We start from the raw sequence: 15,736 nt of genomic DNA, 5'->3' as shown, positions 1-15,736 counted from the left end.
CTATCTTTTACCTTCTTGATTCGATAGACTTGGGTGAAATTAAACGACTAAAAAGTTCAATACACCCACTGCAATAACCAGCAAAAACCAGAGACCCGACCCGACATAAATCAGGGATTTAGACTGATTCCAGTTTTGGGGAGAGGCATAAGCAACTGGCACGCCAACGACCATCACAAAAGACAGCAGTACCAGACCCAGTAAAACCACTTGAAACAGAATTGATAACATCTTTTCTCCTTTCGATATAACCGTGCGTTGATCGGAAATAGTTTCCCAGAACCGAAAAAAATCTTCCAAATTCTAGTTTTTGACAGTTTCCCGATAGTCGATCGAGAAATTGTCGGTTGATTGATACGAAAGAACCCAGGCAAATTCGGGCGTTGCGCGAACAGGCGTCAGCGGCTCTTAAGATTTTTATCAATTTTATCATTGTTCGCTACAGCACAGAAAACTGGAAAGGTTAACTTAAAGCCCGATCGACACATCCGGTTTCAGAGGGCGAGAAATTGCTACTGTTTGAGTTAGAGATGCGGGATTTTCGGCTATGGACTTAGTTTTGTGCCACACAACAGCAGATTTTGACGCCTTGGGGGCGGCGGTGGGACTTTGCGTGCTGCGCCCCGGTAGCAGGATCGTATTGACGGGCGGGTGTCATCCGACAGTGCGGGATTTTTTGGCGCTACACCGCGACGAGTACCCGCTGATTGAACGCCGATCGGTCAATCCCCAACGAATTCGATCGATTACTATAGTTGATACCTCCCAGCGCGATCGCTTGGGAAAAGCCGCCGAGTGGCTGGATTTGCCACAAGTAAGCGAAATTGCTGTTTTCGACCACCACCTAGAGGCGCATTCCGACATCGCCGCTACAGTGACGCAGATCGAAGCAGTCGGAGCCAGCACGACATTAATTGTCGAAAAGCTCAAAAATCAAGCAGAAAAGAGCGACACACCATTCCGCCTTCTCCCTTCGGAAGCAACAGTCATGGCCCTCGGCATCCACGTCGATACAGGTTCCCTCACCTTTGAGGGGGCAACTGCGCGAGATGCAATAGCTTTGGCCTGGTTGATGGAACAAGGAGCGAGTTTGGGGGTAATAGCTGAATATGTAGAACCCGGTTTGTCTCCTCAATTGCAAGATTTGCTGAGAGAAGCGCTGAATAATTTGCGATCGGAAACTTTGCACGGTTACAGCATAGCCTGGGTGCTGCTATCTACCGAATCCTACGTTCCGGGGCTTTCTTCCCTGGCTTCTCGCTTGCTCGATTTGACTGAAACCGATGCTCTGCTGTTAGGTAATGTTTATAAATTTAGCGAAAACGAAAACAACCGCAACATCGATCCCGAATCGCCAGTTTCCAATCGATTAACTATTATCGGTCGATCGCGCATCGAAGGCACAAACCTCAGCGAATTGTTCAAACCCCTCGGCGGCGGAGGCCACGCCGGCGCTGCTTCCCTCGCCACCCGCGATGTTGACCCCCTGCTGACTTTAAATCAGTTAGCTGACGAACTCAAAGCTCAAATTCCCCACCCTCCGACAGCCCGCGAATTAATGTCGTCTCCAGTGCGGAGTATTCGCCCGGAAACCTCGGTGGGCGAAGCTCACCGTATCCTCCTACGTTACGGACATTCCGGGCTTTGTGTGGTCGATGCAGACGATCGACTTGCTGGCATTATCTCGCGCCGCGACATTGACATTGCCCTGCACCACGGTTTCAGTCACGCCCCGGTGAAGGGTTACATGACTTGGCAGTTAAAAACGATCGCCCCAGATACCTTGCTGCCGGAAATTGAATCTTTAATGGTGACATACGATATCGGACGCTTGCCAGTATTGGAAAACGGTCAACTGGTGGGAATTGTTACCCGGACTGATGTGTTGCGCGAATTGCACCAGCAAAAAGCGCGAGACAGGGGAAGCAATGCAGAATTTTCTAATTGTGCCGTACCCGAATCGGTTGAGCAGTTGTTGCGATCGCGCATCAGTCCCGAATTATGGCAGTTATTGTCGATCGCCGCCAATATTGCCCAAAACCGCGGCTGGCAACTTTATATTGTGGGTGGAGCAGTCCGGGATTTACTCTTAGCCACGGATGATACACTGGCGCTAACAGATATCGATTTGGTTGTGGATGGAAAGTGCGGTTCCGACGATTCCGGTGCTGGTGTCGAGTTAGCTTCATCGCTGCAAAAACTTTACCCCGAATCGCGTTTGGACGTTCACGGTCAATTTCAAACCGCCGCGCTTTTGTGGCACAAAGACTCTGCTTTCGGCTCGCTGTGGGTGGATATCGCTACGGCTCGTACTGAATTTTATCCTTATCCGGCTGCAAATCCTGAAGTTGAAGCGAGTTCAATTCGCCAAGATTTGTACCGCAGGGATTTTACAATTAATGCGCTGGCTGTGCGGTTGGGTGTTCCTCGCAGTGGCGAATTATTAGATTTTTTTTGCGGTTTGCTGGACTTGGAATCGAAGCAAATTCGAGTTTTGCACGCCAATAGTTTTATAGAAGATCCCACGCGAATTTATCGCGCTGTGCGGTTTGCGGTGCGGTTGGGATTTGAAATTGAGCCACAGACGGAAGGATACATCCGCAACGCTTTGGCCAGCGGGATTTATTACCGAATTCAGGGGGAAAACGGCCGAGCTCCGGCTTTGGAAACTCGGCTCAAAAGTGAATTGAAATACATTTTGCAAGCTCCTTATTGGAAAGTTGCTTTGCAAATGCTGGGAGATTTGCAGGCTTTGCGCTGCATTCATCCTAGTTTGGAGTTGGATCGGGAGTTGTGGCGGCAACTGCGTTTGCTCGATCGGTGTTTGAATGGAAGGAAGAAGGAAGGTTCGGCAACGGGTTCTGTAACGGATGTAACAGATGTCAGGAAGAAGGAAAAAGGAAGAAGGAAGAAGGAAGAAGGAAGTTCGGCAACGGATTCTGTAACGGATGTAACGGATGTCAGGAAGAAGGAAAAAGGAAGAAGGAAGGAGGAAAAAGAAAGAAGGAAGGAGGAAGAAGGAAGAGACAATTCCCGATGCCCAATTCCCGATGCCCAATTCCCCATGCCCAATTCCCCATTCCCGATTATCAATATTCCCGATTGGCAGATGCGGCTGGAAGTTTTGATAGCTTATTTAGCACCGGAATATCGCGGCAAGGTGGCTGCAAATCTTCAGTTACCTGCTGACAGCATTAAGCGGTTGGAAGTTTTGGAAGCCGGAAAGAATCAGTTAGCAGAGAATTTGCCTAAGTGCGAGTTGCCGAGTCAATTGGTGCTGCTGTTGAAAAATTATGAGTTGCCGGTGTTAATTGCGATCGCGCTGCAAAGTCCGCGAAGTGCCCGCCGCCAAATCTGGGAATATCTCACCAAATGGGCGAATGTTGAGCCGCCTTTGAATGGCAACGATTTGAAGGCTTTGGGTTATAAGCCGGGGCCTGGGTTTAAACGAATGTTGGATGATTTGTTGGCGGCGAGGTTGGATGGCGATTTGGGCGATCGGGCTGCTGCTATCTCTTTCTTGGCACAACGTTATCCTCAAGCTTAGTAAGGTGCGTCAGCAGCGCGTTATTTTTTCTCTAATTGATTAGCTAATTGCTGATGCACTCTACTAAATTTTGAGTTTTCAATCCCAAACAGCCTAACCAGGCGATCGCACATTATTGATATTTCTAGAATTAAGGTGAAGAAACATCACGCTCCTGCTTTAATCGCAATTGTCCTTTACAAAACATTTGTGGCTTCCCTCTTGACAGTAACTTCGATTGCTTTGCTTTTTGCATAAAAAATTATCAAGTATTAGAAGATTTTTCGCAATCTTATTTGTTATAAAGCCAACTAAAAGTTCTTGAATTCATCGTAGATAAACTTCTACTTATTCAGCCTAAAAACTTACTGTTTAGCGGACTTGTCGCAGCACTTTATGCAGTTTTAACTGCTGTTGAAGCCGTTGGTTTGTGGTACGAAAAAGACTGGGCAACAATCTTAGTTTTAGTGCTGGTAAGCATCAGTATCCCCCCTGAAATATATGAATTAGTTCACGGGGTCACGGTACTTAAGTTAGCGGTATTTATCACAAATGTAGCCATCTTAGGATATTTGCTCCACCATTGGCCGAAGCATGGTAAAGGAGCTTAAAGTTTTGATTATTCAGAGGAAACTCACTGGATTTTATAAATGTCAGCATTTTCCCTTTTAATTTCATAAAACGGCTGATCAGTCAAATAAAAACCTCAATCTTTACAAAAATTTTGTGATTGTAAAGATTCGATAAAGCTACGAGGGGTTATACCCCCTATGAGTTATACTGACATATATATAGATGCACCCTGATGGCTTTCCCGTTCCACAAGAGCGGGATTTTTATTGGAAAAATATTATATTAAGTTTTAAGACACCTGGTAGAGATAGAATTGGTGGAACATTTGCCTAAAACGATCGCCAGATGCAAAAATAGCACAGCTAAAGCAAAAACGATGGTTCGGAGCGATCGAACATCCGCCTTAACTCTGCGAAATAACCCAAAGGCGGTAGCATAGTGTGGGAAACTGCATCAACTGAATATGAACTTAGCCTCAGCAATAGCCCTGCAATAGGGTGAAGATACCATTGCGACTTTAGGCAGATGAGGTTTCGGCATCACTTACCGAGCTACCCACATTCATTTAAACTGAGATGTTGCACGATTTTCAATTACTTGTTTAGGAACAGGCTTTCCGGCCTGTTCCACAAGAGATGAATTTTATTGTGGAACAGGCCGGAAAGCCTGTTCTTCTTGACAATGGTGCAAGATGTAAGTTTAAACAGAGATGTTGCACCATTGTGAGTTAGAAAACAATTAAAAACCCGGTTTCTGGTTAAAGAAATCGGGTTGTAGAAATCAATGGTGAAGCGCGATTTGCTGTCTAAACTATTCGGAAAATAAAAGGGTAGCGGTAAGGTTGGTTAGGATTTTGCAAAACGTGGAGGATAGCCATTATTGTCAGTCCCCAGTGCAGCAAATAACCGAGGGGCACTAAGATAAAACCAGCAAGACCGAAAGTGACGACAGTTAACGCCACAATTACGGCGCTGTACACCCATACATTAAGGTGAAAATTGATCGCTTCTGTGGCATTTTCTTTGACAACGGGGTCATCTGATACTAACAATACAGCGATCGGCGCTCCGATCGAGAACAGTAACGTACTAAAAAAAATCGCCCCGTGGCACACCAGTGATAGCAGCTTCCGCTTGTCGGAATCGTACATATTAGTTTTCTTCCCTTGACTTTACTGATAATTTTACCTTTAATAGCAACTGTAGCACAGGCTATAATGGCGATCGGGTGATGATTCCCCTACCTAATTTGTGATGACAACAGAACTCGAAACTGAACTGCTAACTGCTGTTGAGCGCCGGCGCAACTTTGCTATTATCTCGCACCCCGACGCGGGTAAAACTACTTTGACAGAAAAGCTGCTGCTGTACGGAGGTGCAATTCACGAAGCAGGTTCTGTGAAAGCGCGGCGGGCTCAGCGACACGCTACATCTGACTGGATGGCGATGGAACAGCAGCGGGGAATTTCTATTACTTCTACTGTTTTGCAGTTTGAGTATAAAAAATATCACATTAATCTGCTCGATACTCCGGGACACCAAGATTTTAGCGAAGATACTTATCGAACTCTGGCGGCGGCTGACAATGCAGTGATGCTTGAGGATGCTGCTAAGGGTTTGGAACCGCAAACTCGGAAGTTATTTGAAGTTTGTAAGCTGCGAAGTTTGCCTATTTTTACTTTCTTTAATAAGCTCGATCGCCCTAGTCGAGAACCTTTGGATTTGTTGGACGAAATTGAGAAGGAATTGGGGTTGCAGACTTATCCGGTAAATTGGCCAATAGGTACGGGCGATCGCTTTAAAGGTGTTTTCGATCGCAGGGCGCGCAAAATTCACTTATTCGAGCGGGCTAAACACGGTTCTCGTGCTGCTGTTGATACCGTCATCGAATTGGGCGATCCGCGCATTGAAGATTTGTTGGAACAAGACCTTTACTATCAGCTCAAAGAAGAGTTAGAACTGCTGGATGAGTTAGGCACTGAACTCGATTTAGACTTGGTTCGGGCTGGAAAAATGACGCCAGTTTTCTTTGGCAGCGCCATGAGCAATTTTGGGGTCGAACTGTTTTTAGATGCGTTTTTAGATTACGCTATGAAGCCGATCGCCCGCAAGAGCAGCGCCGGAGACTTGCCACCAACTTATGAAGATTTTACCGGGTTTGTGTTCAAATTGCAAGCGAATATGGACCCAAGACATCGCGATCGCGTGGCGTTTATTCGGGTTTGTACGGGCAAATTTGAAAAGGACATGAACGTGACTCACGCTCGCAGTGGTAAAACGGTGCGTTTGTCAAGGCCTCAAAAGTTATTTGCTCAGGATCGGGAGTCGATCGAGGTTGCGTATCCCGGCGATGTGATCGGTTTGAACAATCCGGGGGTATTTGCGATCGGCGATACTATTTACACCGGTCAAAAACTGGAATATGAAGGGATTCCCTGTTTTTCTCCTGAACTTTTTGCTTTTTTGAGAAATCCCAATCCTTCTAAGTTTAAGCAGTTCCGCAAAGGCGTTTCGGAGTTGCAGGAAGAAGGCGCAGTGCAAATTATGTACTCGGTTGATGAGTCGAAACGCGAGCCAATTTTGGCTGCTGTCGGACAGTTGCAATTTGAAGTTGTGCAGTTCAGAATGCAGTCGGAATATAACGTGGAAACGACGATCGATATGTTGCCTTACAGTGTAGCTCGTTGGGTTGACGGCGGTTGGGAGGCGCTGGAAAAAGTTGGGCGGCTATTTAATACGGTGACGGTGAAAGATACTTGGGGAAGGCCGGTTTTGCTGTTTAGAAATGACTGGAATTGCCGACAGGTGGAAGGGGAGCATCCTGTGTTGAAGTTAAATGCGATCGCCCCTGTGGTTTCTGGTTTAGCTGTTAGCGAGGAGTGAGAGGGATAATTTGTTTGTAGGGAAACGGCATTGTCGTTTCCTCCAAAAAATCGGGATTGTTATTAACAAAAAACCCTGATTACCGCAGCCAAAGGACACAACAGTGTTGTGTCCCTACAAATGATATTTATTGTAGGAGTTGTAGAGAAACGACACTGCCGCGTGCTCAATGCCGCGTGCTTAATCGAGTAAGGTGCGTCAAATCTAAATCTTCAGCCCGATCGCCCAAAATCTCCCAATCCCCCTCTTCAATCCAAAATCCAAAATCTAAAATCGGTTGACGGCGGCCCCCCTCTGCGGCTACGCTTTGAAGTGAGAGGTTGCTTGCTTGTAGAGGAGGCAGCCCGCGTCGCCCAAAAATCTAGTTGCACTGCCCAAAGCTGTTGGTAGCAGCAATGGACAGCATAACCGCCAAACTGGTACAAGCAGTCTGGAGGCTAACGGAGTATCTTAACATCCTCTGTAGCCGCCCTGCTATGTGTTGAAATGCGGGGCGGCTGGGTTTTTGGGTTTTTCTAGAAAACCCAAAACCAGGAGAACATATTATGTCACAGGAATTCGTGCCTGACGACAACAAATCCGATCGCCCAAATGACGACTCAGCAGCAGTATGCGAACAGGAAGTGGTGCTGTTAACGGTTGTCGGTTCGCCCAAAGGCGTCAGGGAAACCATACTCACTTTGTACCGACTGGGATTTGCAGAAGTGGGCGATTGGAGTCCCGTACAGCGTGCCGCTAATCCGAAGCAGGTGATGAGCGTGCTGATCCGTCGTTCGCGATCGGCTGACAGTACATCGCCGAGAAAATCTGGGCGGTAAGCCGCAAGGTTAAATAGCTAAATTCGAGGGCGGGCTTTTAACACTCTGTCCCTGAGTCCGGCAGTCCGGCAGGGTTTGAAACCCCTGCCTCAAAGCAAAAGTCCTCTGAAGAGGACTGAAGAATTCATTAGTCCTCTTTAGAGGACTTTTGCTATTAGCCAGGGAATTCATTCCCTGGCGGGCTGTCGGTTTAAGGCAGGGAATGAATGCCGCGTCTTTACTCATTTCGATCGAGCTAACTGCTGACAGTATCCTCACCCAAATTATCGATAAATTCTTGCAGCCAATCGCGGCTATTGCGAGTCCAATCGCGATTAGGAGCAATGGCTAAAGAGCGATCGAACATTTCCAGCGCCTCTTGCCAATTCTTGAGTGCTTCCTGTCTCTCAGATAATTTTTCTTGCAAATCACCCAGACATCGCAGCGCATTCCCTTTGTTGTTGAGAGCAGCGATAAAATCCGGTGCAATAAGTAACACAGAATTCAAGGCAGCGATCGCCTCAAAGTAAGACTGTTTTGCCGCCTCAAATTCACTTAGCTGTGCTTGCAATTCACCCAGACCTCGCAGCGCAATCCCTTTGTTGTTGAGAACACCGATATCGTCCGGTGCAATAAGTAAAACAGAATTCAAGGCAGCGATCGCCTCAAAGTAAGACTGTTTTGCCCCCTCAAATTCACTTAGCTTTGCTTGCAAATCACCCAGACTTAACAGCGCCTTCCCTTTGTTGTTGGGAGCACAGATATCATCCGGTGCAATAAGTAAAGAAGAATTACAGGCAGCGATCGCCTCAAAGTAAGACTGTTTTGCAGCCTCAAATTCACTTAGCTGTGCTTGTAATTCACCGAGACCTCGCAGCGCATTCGCTTTGTTGTTGAGAACACAGATAGCATCCGGTGCAATAAGTAAAGCAGAATTCAAGGCAGCGATCGCCTCAAAGTAAGACTGTTTTGCAGCCTCAAATTCACTTAGCCGTGCTTGCAAATCACCCAGACCTCGCAGCGCATTCCCTTTGTTGTTGAGAGCATTGATATAATCTGGTGCAATAAGTAAAGCAGAATTATAGGCTGCGATTGCCTCTGAGTAAGACTGTTTTGCAGCCTCAAATTCACTTAGCTGTGCCTGTAAATTACCCAGACATTTCAGCGAAATCCCTTTGTTCTTGAAAACGTCGATATCATCTGGTACAATAAGTAAAGCAGAATTCAAGGCAGCGATCGCATCAAAGTAAGACTGTTTGGCCGCCTCAAATTCACTTAGCTTTGCTTGCAAATCACCCAGACTTTGCAGCGCATTCCCTTTGTTGTTGAGAGCATTGATATCATCCGGTGCAAGAAGTAAAGCAGAATTATAGGCTGCAACTGCCTCTAAATATTCCTGTCTTGCCTCTACATATCGAGCTAACCAAGCATAGTAATTTCCCTCCGATCGCGAAACTCTACCAAGCCAATAATCACTTTTAATCCACAACTCATCTCTAACTTCCAGCAGCGCCTCGCATTCCTTATAGCGACTCTTTCTCAAAGCTTCATCAAACACCTCTTTCCATTCTTCTACACCCCGCTGCCAATCCAAGCGATTAGCATGAAAAATTGCCTCCGCCGGATTCCCCACTTCTCGGTAATGCTGCTCTAAAATTTCATGAGCTTTGCGAGTTTTCGGATTATCCCGATCGGCATCCAAACGCCGCAATAAATCGTGAATCCGATACCAGTTATCCCCCCGCTTCTGCGATTTCCACACAAAGGAAAAACCCGTCAACATCTCAAAATTTGCACTGCTTGCCTGGAAGTGGCAACCAGCTCCCAATTTTACGTACAAATCATCATCAAAAGCGCGGCTAGCACTCAGCGAATGCACGGCATATCGCACTTCACGATCCACATAACTCAGCAACCGATCTGTTAATTCCGCAGTCTTGTTTTCCAACTTCGGAATTCGCGCAAAATCCGACGAAATCAACTCAATTCCCCGCCTTCTTTCTGCCAGCACCGCATCCGCGCACAAACCCAAATAAAACGGATGTACCTGCAAATTCTCCCAATTATCAGCGGGATTGACGCTGGCATATTTAATTACAGCATCTGCCAAATCTGCCTTGTCAATCTTCACTTTGTGCAAGTAATCCCTCGCATCATCCGGCGACAAATGCCACACCAATTGTGCATCTATATAATCTGCGGGAATCGGAAACCTTGACGCATTCGGCCACCGCAATTGCGTCACCGGACACTCTCGCCCCGCCACAACAACTACAATCCCCAATTTGTAATCCAATGCCCTCAACAACCGCCGAAACCACTCATCTTGATACCAAAAAGTTGCGCCTTGAGAATTGCGTTTTTCATCCCACATTTTCTCGTGAGTATCGAACAGCATCACGAGGCGATCGGGTTTATTTTTGCCAGCCATTGTCGCATTCAAATCCCCAGCAAACAATTTCGGCAAATAGTCGGTTAACTCAGTATCAATATCTAGACGGCGAATTTCCTCCGCCTTTTCATCGCTGACGCCCAAGCGATTTTGAATTAATTTCATCGCCCGCTTAATCCCGCCCAATTTATCTATCCCTTTGAGCACCGCTACAGCTTGCGCCACCACCGGAAAATCTGCAAAAGTTTCAATTATAGGTACCACCAATTCCGCCACATCATCGGGGAAAAGTTGGTTGAGAGTTGCCTGTGATTCGCCTTTGTTCAGCAAATACCAAAAGCAAGCAAAGTCATAATTGGGAAATTTAAATTTATATTTCTTAGTGGCTGCTGCCAGATTTCGGCGCAGCATCAGCAAGCCGTAAAATCTATCTTGCGGTTTATCTTCTTTAATCGGTATCAATCCGAAATCGTGTCTGACTGCGGGTATGGGAGTGTAGGTCTTAGGTTCAGCATAGCGGACAAAATCAGCAACTTGGGCGGCTTGTGATTCTGGGATGTCGTGCAATTGTTTCCACACCTGCGGCGAAAATCTTTTGCAGCAGTGAAACTGCAAGTGTTGTAGCAGCAAAGACTTGCCGTTGCCTCCATCTCCGTAAAAATACAAAATTTGTTGGCGCGCGGGGTCTTCGTTTAAATAAAAGGCAAATCGGCGGGTAAATTCGTATCTGTCGGTAAAAAGTTCCAGTTTGCGATCGCCGCTAATAGATTCGCTTTCAAAATCTTCGTCGTCAATTGGCATAAGTGTGCGGGTGAGGTGTTAATTTAATTATACAGTCGGCGATTGAAATCGCGTCTATACAAACCCAATTCACTCGGCGATTGAAATCGCGTCTACACATACGAAGTCCGCCTACGCGGACTAAGAGAACCATGATTGAACCGGCGATTTCAATCGCCCAATGAACCAGGAGGTAGTATAGTCCGCGTAGGCGGACTTGGTTTGTATAGCTGCGGTTTCAAACCGCCGAATGAATTGCAACAACTAATGACAGAGAAATAGAGCTGTGTTAGAACAGCTATCGATCGACCACCCAAGCTATCTTAGAAAGGACGCTAGCGAAAGCACAGTCATGGCACCTCCCACTAATCCAAATCCGGCGGATTCATCTGCAAAAAAGTCTCTAGAGGCTGGGCTAGCAGCTTTGAAACAGCAGGATTACCCCACCGCGATCGCCCTTTTAGAATCCGTTACCCAAACCGCCGCCAATCAGTCGTCGGGAATCCGCGCGCAGATGGGGTTAGTGGCTGCGTACAAAGCAACCGGTAATGTCAAAAAGGCGATCGCCCTGTGCTCTTCCCTCGCCAAAAGTCCCAACTCTCAAGTCAAAACTTGGGCCGATCGCGCTTTAAAAGAATTAACCCCCCCTCGCCCCCCAAAACCACCGGAAAATAAACCAAAATCCGCAGAAACTCCCCCCGAAACAGGCTTTGTCGCCTTTGATGCCGGAACTAAATCGCCGAAAAAATCGCTTGGGGGCGATCGACCTACCGTAGACAAAAAAACAGGATTTTTACCTTTAGAGCAGGCTGTAGAGCCAGAAAACGCTAAATCGCAACCGATTTCCCCGCCACCTCCACCCCCCACACCGCCGATTCGCCCGACATCAGAGAACGGGCACGGGGGCACCGCCCCTACAGAAACCGCACCCGATACAGAAATTAGCGGCGAAAATAGTTCCGGTTCCCCAACAGATATCCCCGGAGTCGCCAGCCCAGATATTTACCAACTCACTTGGCGCGAAGCAGGCCGCGCGAAAAGCCCGCGCCCGCTCAAACCGCTGAAGTTGCTGGAGTTTCGGATACAAGCCGTTGCAAGTGCGCTCGCCCTATTTTTCCTAGCCCGGTTTGTCCTGCAATTCCTGCTGACAAACACTAATTCTCTATTAGTTCAGCTTTACATATTCACTAGACTGCCTATTTTCGCGCCGATTCAGCTTTTTTACCGCGATCCAACTCCGTTTGTTCAGATGGTTTTTGGATTGCTTTTGGCCTCGTCTCCCTGGCTGATAGACGCGCTGCTGAAACTGTTTTGCGGCATCGAAACTCTGCGCGGGTCAGTTTTATCGAAGCACAGCAAGGAAGCTAGTCGCGTATTGCGAAGTTATTGTACCAAGCAAAATATGCCGGTGCCGGTGCTGAAACTCTTGCCGCTGAATGTTCCTGTAGCTTTCAGTTACGGCTGTTTGCCCCGTTTTGCTCGGATTGCTGTGAGTCGCGGGCTGTTGGAACAGTTGACGGATGATGAAATTGCTACTATTTTCGCGCGGGAGTTGGGCCATATCTCTCACTGGGATTTTGCGCCGATGTCGCTGGCGCTGCTGGTGATTCAGATTCCTTACTTGATTTATTGGCAGGTGGCGCACTGGCAAGAGCGGTTGTGTGATTTAATGACGATCGAGTTTTTGCGTTCTGCTGTCAAATTTGTGGCCGCTGCAATTTCTGCTACGAGTTATGGGATTTATAAGTTGTTGCGCTGGCCGATGTTGTGGCTGTCGCGCCGCAGGGTGTATTTTAGCGATCGCACTGCTGCAGAAATTACGGGCAATCCTAACGGTTTGACGCGGGCACTGGCTAAAATTGCGATCGGCATTGCTGATAATATCGAACAGCAAAAACAAACTAGCTTTTTTCTGGAAAGTTTCGATCTATTGTTACCTGTAGGTGTTGGACAGGCTGTAAGCCTTGGTTCTGCTGCATTACACGCGCCACTAGAACAGATTTTGCTGTGGGATGTCAGCAATCGCGAGCGCAACTGGTTGACGGTTAACCGCGCGCATCCTTTGCTGGGAGAGCGTTTGAAGTTGTTGGCTCTTTATGCTCAATTCTGGAAGCTAGAGACAGAGTTAGATTTGGCAAACGCGGGAGTGCAAGAACAACCCAGGAAAGGAAAATTGTCTCTGTTTAAGTCAATACTCGAATTTAAAGATTCAAAACTATTTTTACAGGGTGCGCCGTTTTTTGGAATTCCGATGAGTTTGGCGATAGTCGGGGTGCTGTGGCTGATTGGGGGGATTTTTTCGAGGACGAGTATTTGGCAGTTGGATTGGCTTTGGGGCGATAGATCGATTCTTTGGGGCTGTTTGCCGATCGGATTTAGCATCGGTACTTTGATGCGGATCAATTATTTCTTCCCGGACATTACACCGCGAGAAACCGCTTCGCCGAGTTTGCCGGAAATTTTGTCAAATCCCGAGAGTTTGCCGCTGGATGCTGAACCGGTGCGGCTGGAAGGGCAACTTTTGGGTCGATCGGGTATGAGTAATTGGCTGGGACAAGATTTGATTTTGCAAACGGCGACGGGTTTGGTGAGGTTGCACTATGTTTCGAGGTTTGGCTACATTGGCTCTTTGTGGCCATTTTTGTTCAAAGAGACTACTCGCCCTAGTGATTTGATCGGAACATCTGTTGTGGCGACTGGTTGGCTGCGCCGGGGTGCTACTGTGGCGATCGACCTTGAAAGTCTCCGCAGTCAAGGAGGGAAGGTTAGTGACAGCGGACATCCGATTTGGTCTGCGATTTTGGCTTTTGCTGCTGCAATTTGGGGCGCATACATCATTATCCAGGGCCCAAGGTGAGGAATAGTTGTCCGATTGTGGCGTGAGTCGCCAACAACGCGCATCCTCGATCGGTGTTGAGTTAAACAGGGGATTGGCGATGTTCTTGGTGCTGGTGGCGCTGTCTACTATTGATTGGTGTCAACGTAACGTCAAACGTAGTACCGGTCTGCTGTTTGACGATTAGGGCTCGATCCCCCCTAGCCCCCCTTAATAAGGGGGGGACAAGAAATATCCTCAAAGTCCCCCTTCTTAAGGGGGATTTAGGGGGATCTAGACTTAGGTAAAAGCGAGATTTCTCAGGGGTTTCAGCCTTAAGTTGACACTAATGCCTACAGTCTTCTTCCTTCTTGCCTCTTCCTTTGTAAAGAAAAGTTGCTTTTTTGCCAGCGATCTGTTACATTAGTTTACATAAATCGGATTGAATCAAACAGCGCGATAACTTCAGTTGGCTAAAATCCCTTAAGGCATTGCGTAAAAATTGTCAACATCCCAACACAGCAAGTACAGCCAGCCGCTTGTCGGCTGTTTTTTTTCGATCGCTATTTTTGCTGTGCCGGATGAATTCTCAAAAGTGATTCAGATGTGGTTTCCGTTAAATTCAGACTGAAATCTTCCTAAATAACTAGCTCTGTTACCAAGGCTGTGATACCTTTAAAGAATGCTCGGACTCTGCCGGGCCGGATTTAAGGGATAGTGGGTAAATGAGTAGTTCTCAGCATTAGGAGCGAGATTAGGATCGAGGTAAGATTACTGGCTGAAAAAATGTTAGCCATTTTATCCATCACTGTATTAAACTGAATACTGGCATTCCGATCGCTTACAATTGACATCCTTGGACATAAATTTCTAGACGGCGCTGGCTATAAACATTCTGAATCAAAACCGGAAGCAAGTAATACAGAATAGCCAATAGCTTAAACATTTGAGTGATGACTAAAAGTTTACACAACAACCTGAGATTTAAAAGCTCTCTGCATCGGCGGTTAAGTTCCGGCCTTATCAGAGTAAATCATCTTTTTGTTCTAAAAGGTGGGGGGAACTGTCAAGGTTGGTGGGAGGAATGCGCCAATTCTCGGGTTATGTGGTGTTTGCCTGAAGTAAATATTCAGTTGACTTCAGGTAATTCTGTTCGAGCAAATTAATTAAAACCCAAGTCTGGAGGAATTTTTCATGTCTATTCGTCTTTATGTTGGCAATCTACCGAAGGAACTCGATCGCCTAGAATTGCAAGAAGTTTTTGCACCGGAGGGCGAATCTGTTACCACCAAGGTAATTACAGACCGCAAAACAGGAAAATGCAGAGGCTTCGGTTTTGTGACGGTGCTAACCGACGAACAAGCCGACCAAGTTATTGAGAAATATAACGGCTTGATGTTTAAAGAAAACCCGCTGAAAATAGAGAAGGCATTGCCCCGCTCTAAGGGTAAATCTGAGAAGGGCGAAGACGATCAGCAGCAGTCGCAGCAGTCACCGCAGTTGGTGTCTGCGTCGGCGTCTGTGCCTATGCCTGTGCCTGCGCCCCAGCAACAGCAGCGCTCTGCTTCGGCTCCTCCTACCCAAGGTGGAGGCGGTTCCAGCAAAAGCAATCGCCGTCGGGGTGACAACAACAAGTCTCGCCGCAATCAGTCAGCAGCAACGGTGTCGAGCCCTGATTCCGGCTCGGTGCAGCCAGATCCGCGCTGGGCGAGTGCTCTGGAAGAACTCAAGCAAAGATTGGTGGAAGCTCAGACTACTAATTAGTCGAAAATGGCGGCTAATTGCTGCTGCCTCTCGACTGTGGTTGACTGAATGTATCTGGAAGTGCGATCGAGAATCGGTCAAAAAACCCTGTTCTCGATCGCACTCTTTTATAGTAAAAAACCTCTAATATCTAGGGCTTGCTGAATATATCGAGCGCATATTACGTGGGCTGGGTTAAGAGAGCGTGCGATCGAGAGTAAAGTGCAA

Annotated in this window: 10 protein-coding genes; 7 read left to right on the top strand and 3 right to left on the bottom strand. The window is 47.2% G+C overall.

Features of this window, described 5'->3' with window-relative positions:
- Positions 1–39: 39 nt before the first annotated feature.
- Positions 40–231, bottom strand: coding sequence for a photosystem II reaction center protein PsbZ (gene psbZ, locus QUA34_RS21370; RefSeq protein ID WP_190735314.1), 192 nt, complete (start codon positions 229–231; stop codon positions 40–42).
- A 316-nt stretch (positions 232–547) separates the two neighbouring features.
- Between psbZ and QUA34_RS21365 the strand changes: the two genes are divergently transcribed.
- Together QUA34_RS21365 and QUA34_RS21360 are read left to right on the top strand one after the other, a co-directional pair.
- Complete coding sequence (locus tag QUA34_RS21365) at positions 548–3,547, top strand: CBS domain-containing protein (RefSeq protein ID WP_333389165.1); 3,000 nt, start codon at positions 548–550, stop codon at positions 3,545–3,547.
- Between the two features lie 308 nt (positions 3,548–3,855).
- The gene (locus tag QUA34_RS21360; protein WP_333389192.1) at positions 3,856–4,137 is read left to right on the top strand and encodes a DUF2127 domain-containing protein; all 282 of its coding nucleotides are present in this window, start codon (positions 3,856–3,858) and stop codon (positions 4,135–4,137) included.
- Positions 4,138–4,904: 767 nt separating this feature from the next.
- Here the strand turns inward: QUA34_RS21360 and QUA34_RS21355 are convergent.
- A complete protein-coding gene (locus QUA34_RS21355) occupies positions 4,905–5,249 on the bottom strand; it encodes a DUF4870 domain-containing protein (RefSeq protein ID WP_333161840.1) in 345 nt (114 codons plus the stop codon).
- Positions 5,250–5,352: 103 nt separating this feature from the next.
- Here QUA34_RS21355 and prfC point away from each other — a divergent pair, with 103 nt between their 5' ends.
- Positions 5,353–6,981, top strand: a complete 1,629-nt coding sequence (gene prfC, locus QUA34_RS21350; RefSeq protein ID WP_333247360.1) for a peptide chain release factor 3 — start codon at positions 5,353–5,355, stop codon at positions 6,979–6,981.
- A 545-nt stretch (positions 6,982–7,526) separates the two neighbouring features.
- Positions 7,527–7,799 carry a hypothetical protein gene (locus QUA34_RS21345; RefSeq protein ID WP_333328670.1) on the top strand — a complete coding sequence of 91 codons (273 nt, stop codon included), beginning with the start codon at positions 7,527–7,529 and terminating at the stop codon, positions 7,797–7,799.
- Between the two features lie 235 nt (positions 7,800–8,034).
- Here the strand turns inward: QUA34_RS21345 and QUA34_RS21340 are convergent, their stop codons facing one another.
- Positions 8,035–10,971 (bottom strand): hypothetical protein, encoded by a 2,937-nt coding sequence (locus tag QUA34_RS21340; protein WP_333389164.1) that lies wholly within the window; start codon positions 10,969–10,971, stop codon positions 8,035–8,037.
- Positions 10,972–11,236: 265 nt separating this feature from the next.
- Between QUA34_RS21340 and QUA34_RS21335 the strand changes: the two genes are divergently transcribed.
- The 3 genes from QUA34_RS21335 (at position 11,237) to QUA34_RS21325 (ending at position 15,529) form a co-directional block, all read left to right on the top strand.
- Entirely contained in the window at positions 11,237–13,807 is a 2,571-nt protein-coding gene (locus tag QUA34_RS21335) for a zinc metalloprotease HtpX (protein WP_333389163.1), read from the top strand.
- Between the two features lie 22 nt (positions 13,808–13,829).
- Positions 13,830–13,973, top strand: a complete 144-nt coding sequence (locus QUA34_RS21330) for a hypothetical protein (RefSeq protein ID WP_333389162.1) — start codon at positions 13,830–13,832, stop codon at positions 13,971–13,973.
- Positions 13,974–14,959: 986 nt separating this feature from the next.
- A complete protein-coding gene (locus QUA34_RS21325; RefSeq protein WP_333389161.1) occupies positions 14,960–15,529 on the top strand; it encodes an RNA-binding protein in 570 nt (189 codons plus the stop codon).
- Positions 15,530–15,736: the final 207 nt, after the last annotated feature.

It is taken from the genome of Microcoleus sp. POL10_C6 (assembly GCF_036701585.1).
Taxonomy (GTDB): Bacteria; Cyanobacteriota; Cyanobacteriia; order Cyanobacteriales; family Microcoleaceae; genus Microcoleus.
The sequence above is the reverse complement of the archived record's forward strand: the minus strand, read 5'-3'. Positions and strand labels throughout refer to the sequence as shown.

Coding starts and splice junctions, on each gene's coding strand:
- QUA34_RS21345 (WP_333328670.1), top strand. CDS start 7,527: ATGTCACAGGAATTCGTGCCTGACGACAACAAATCCGATCGCCCAAAT.
- QUA34_RS21325 (WP_333389161.1), top strand. CDS start 14,960: ATGTCTATTCGTCTTTATGTTGGCAATCTACCGAAGGAACTCGATCGC.
- QUA34_RS21340 (WP_333389164.1), bottom strand. CDS start 10,971: ATGCCAATTGACGACGAAGATTTTGAAAGCGAATCTATTAGCGGCGAT.
- prfC (WP_333247360.1), top strand. CDS start 5,353: ATGACAACAGAACTCGAAACTGAACTGCTAACTGCTGTTGAGCGCCGG.
- psbZ (WP_190735314.1), bottom strand. CDS start 231: ATGTTATCAATTCTGTTTCAAGTGGTTTTACTGGGTCTGGTACTGCTG.
- QUA34_RS21365 (WP_333389165.1), top strand. CDS start 548: ATGGACTTAGTTTTGTGCCACACAACAGCAGATTTTGACGCCTTGGGG.
- QUA34_RS21355 (WP_333161840.1), bottom strand. CDS start 5,249: ATGTACGATTCCGACAAGCGGAAGCTGCTATCACTGGTGTGCCACGGG.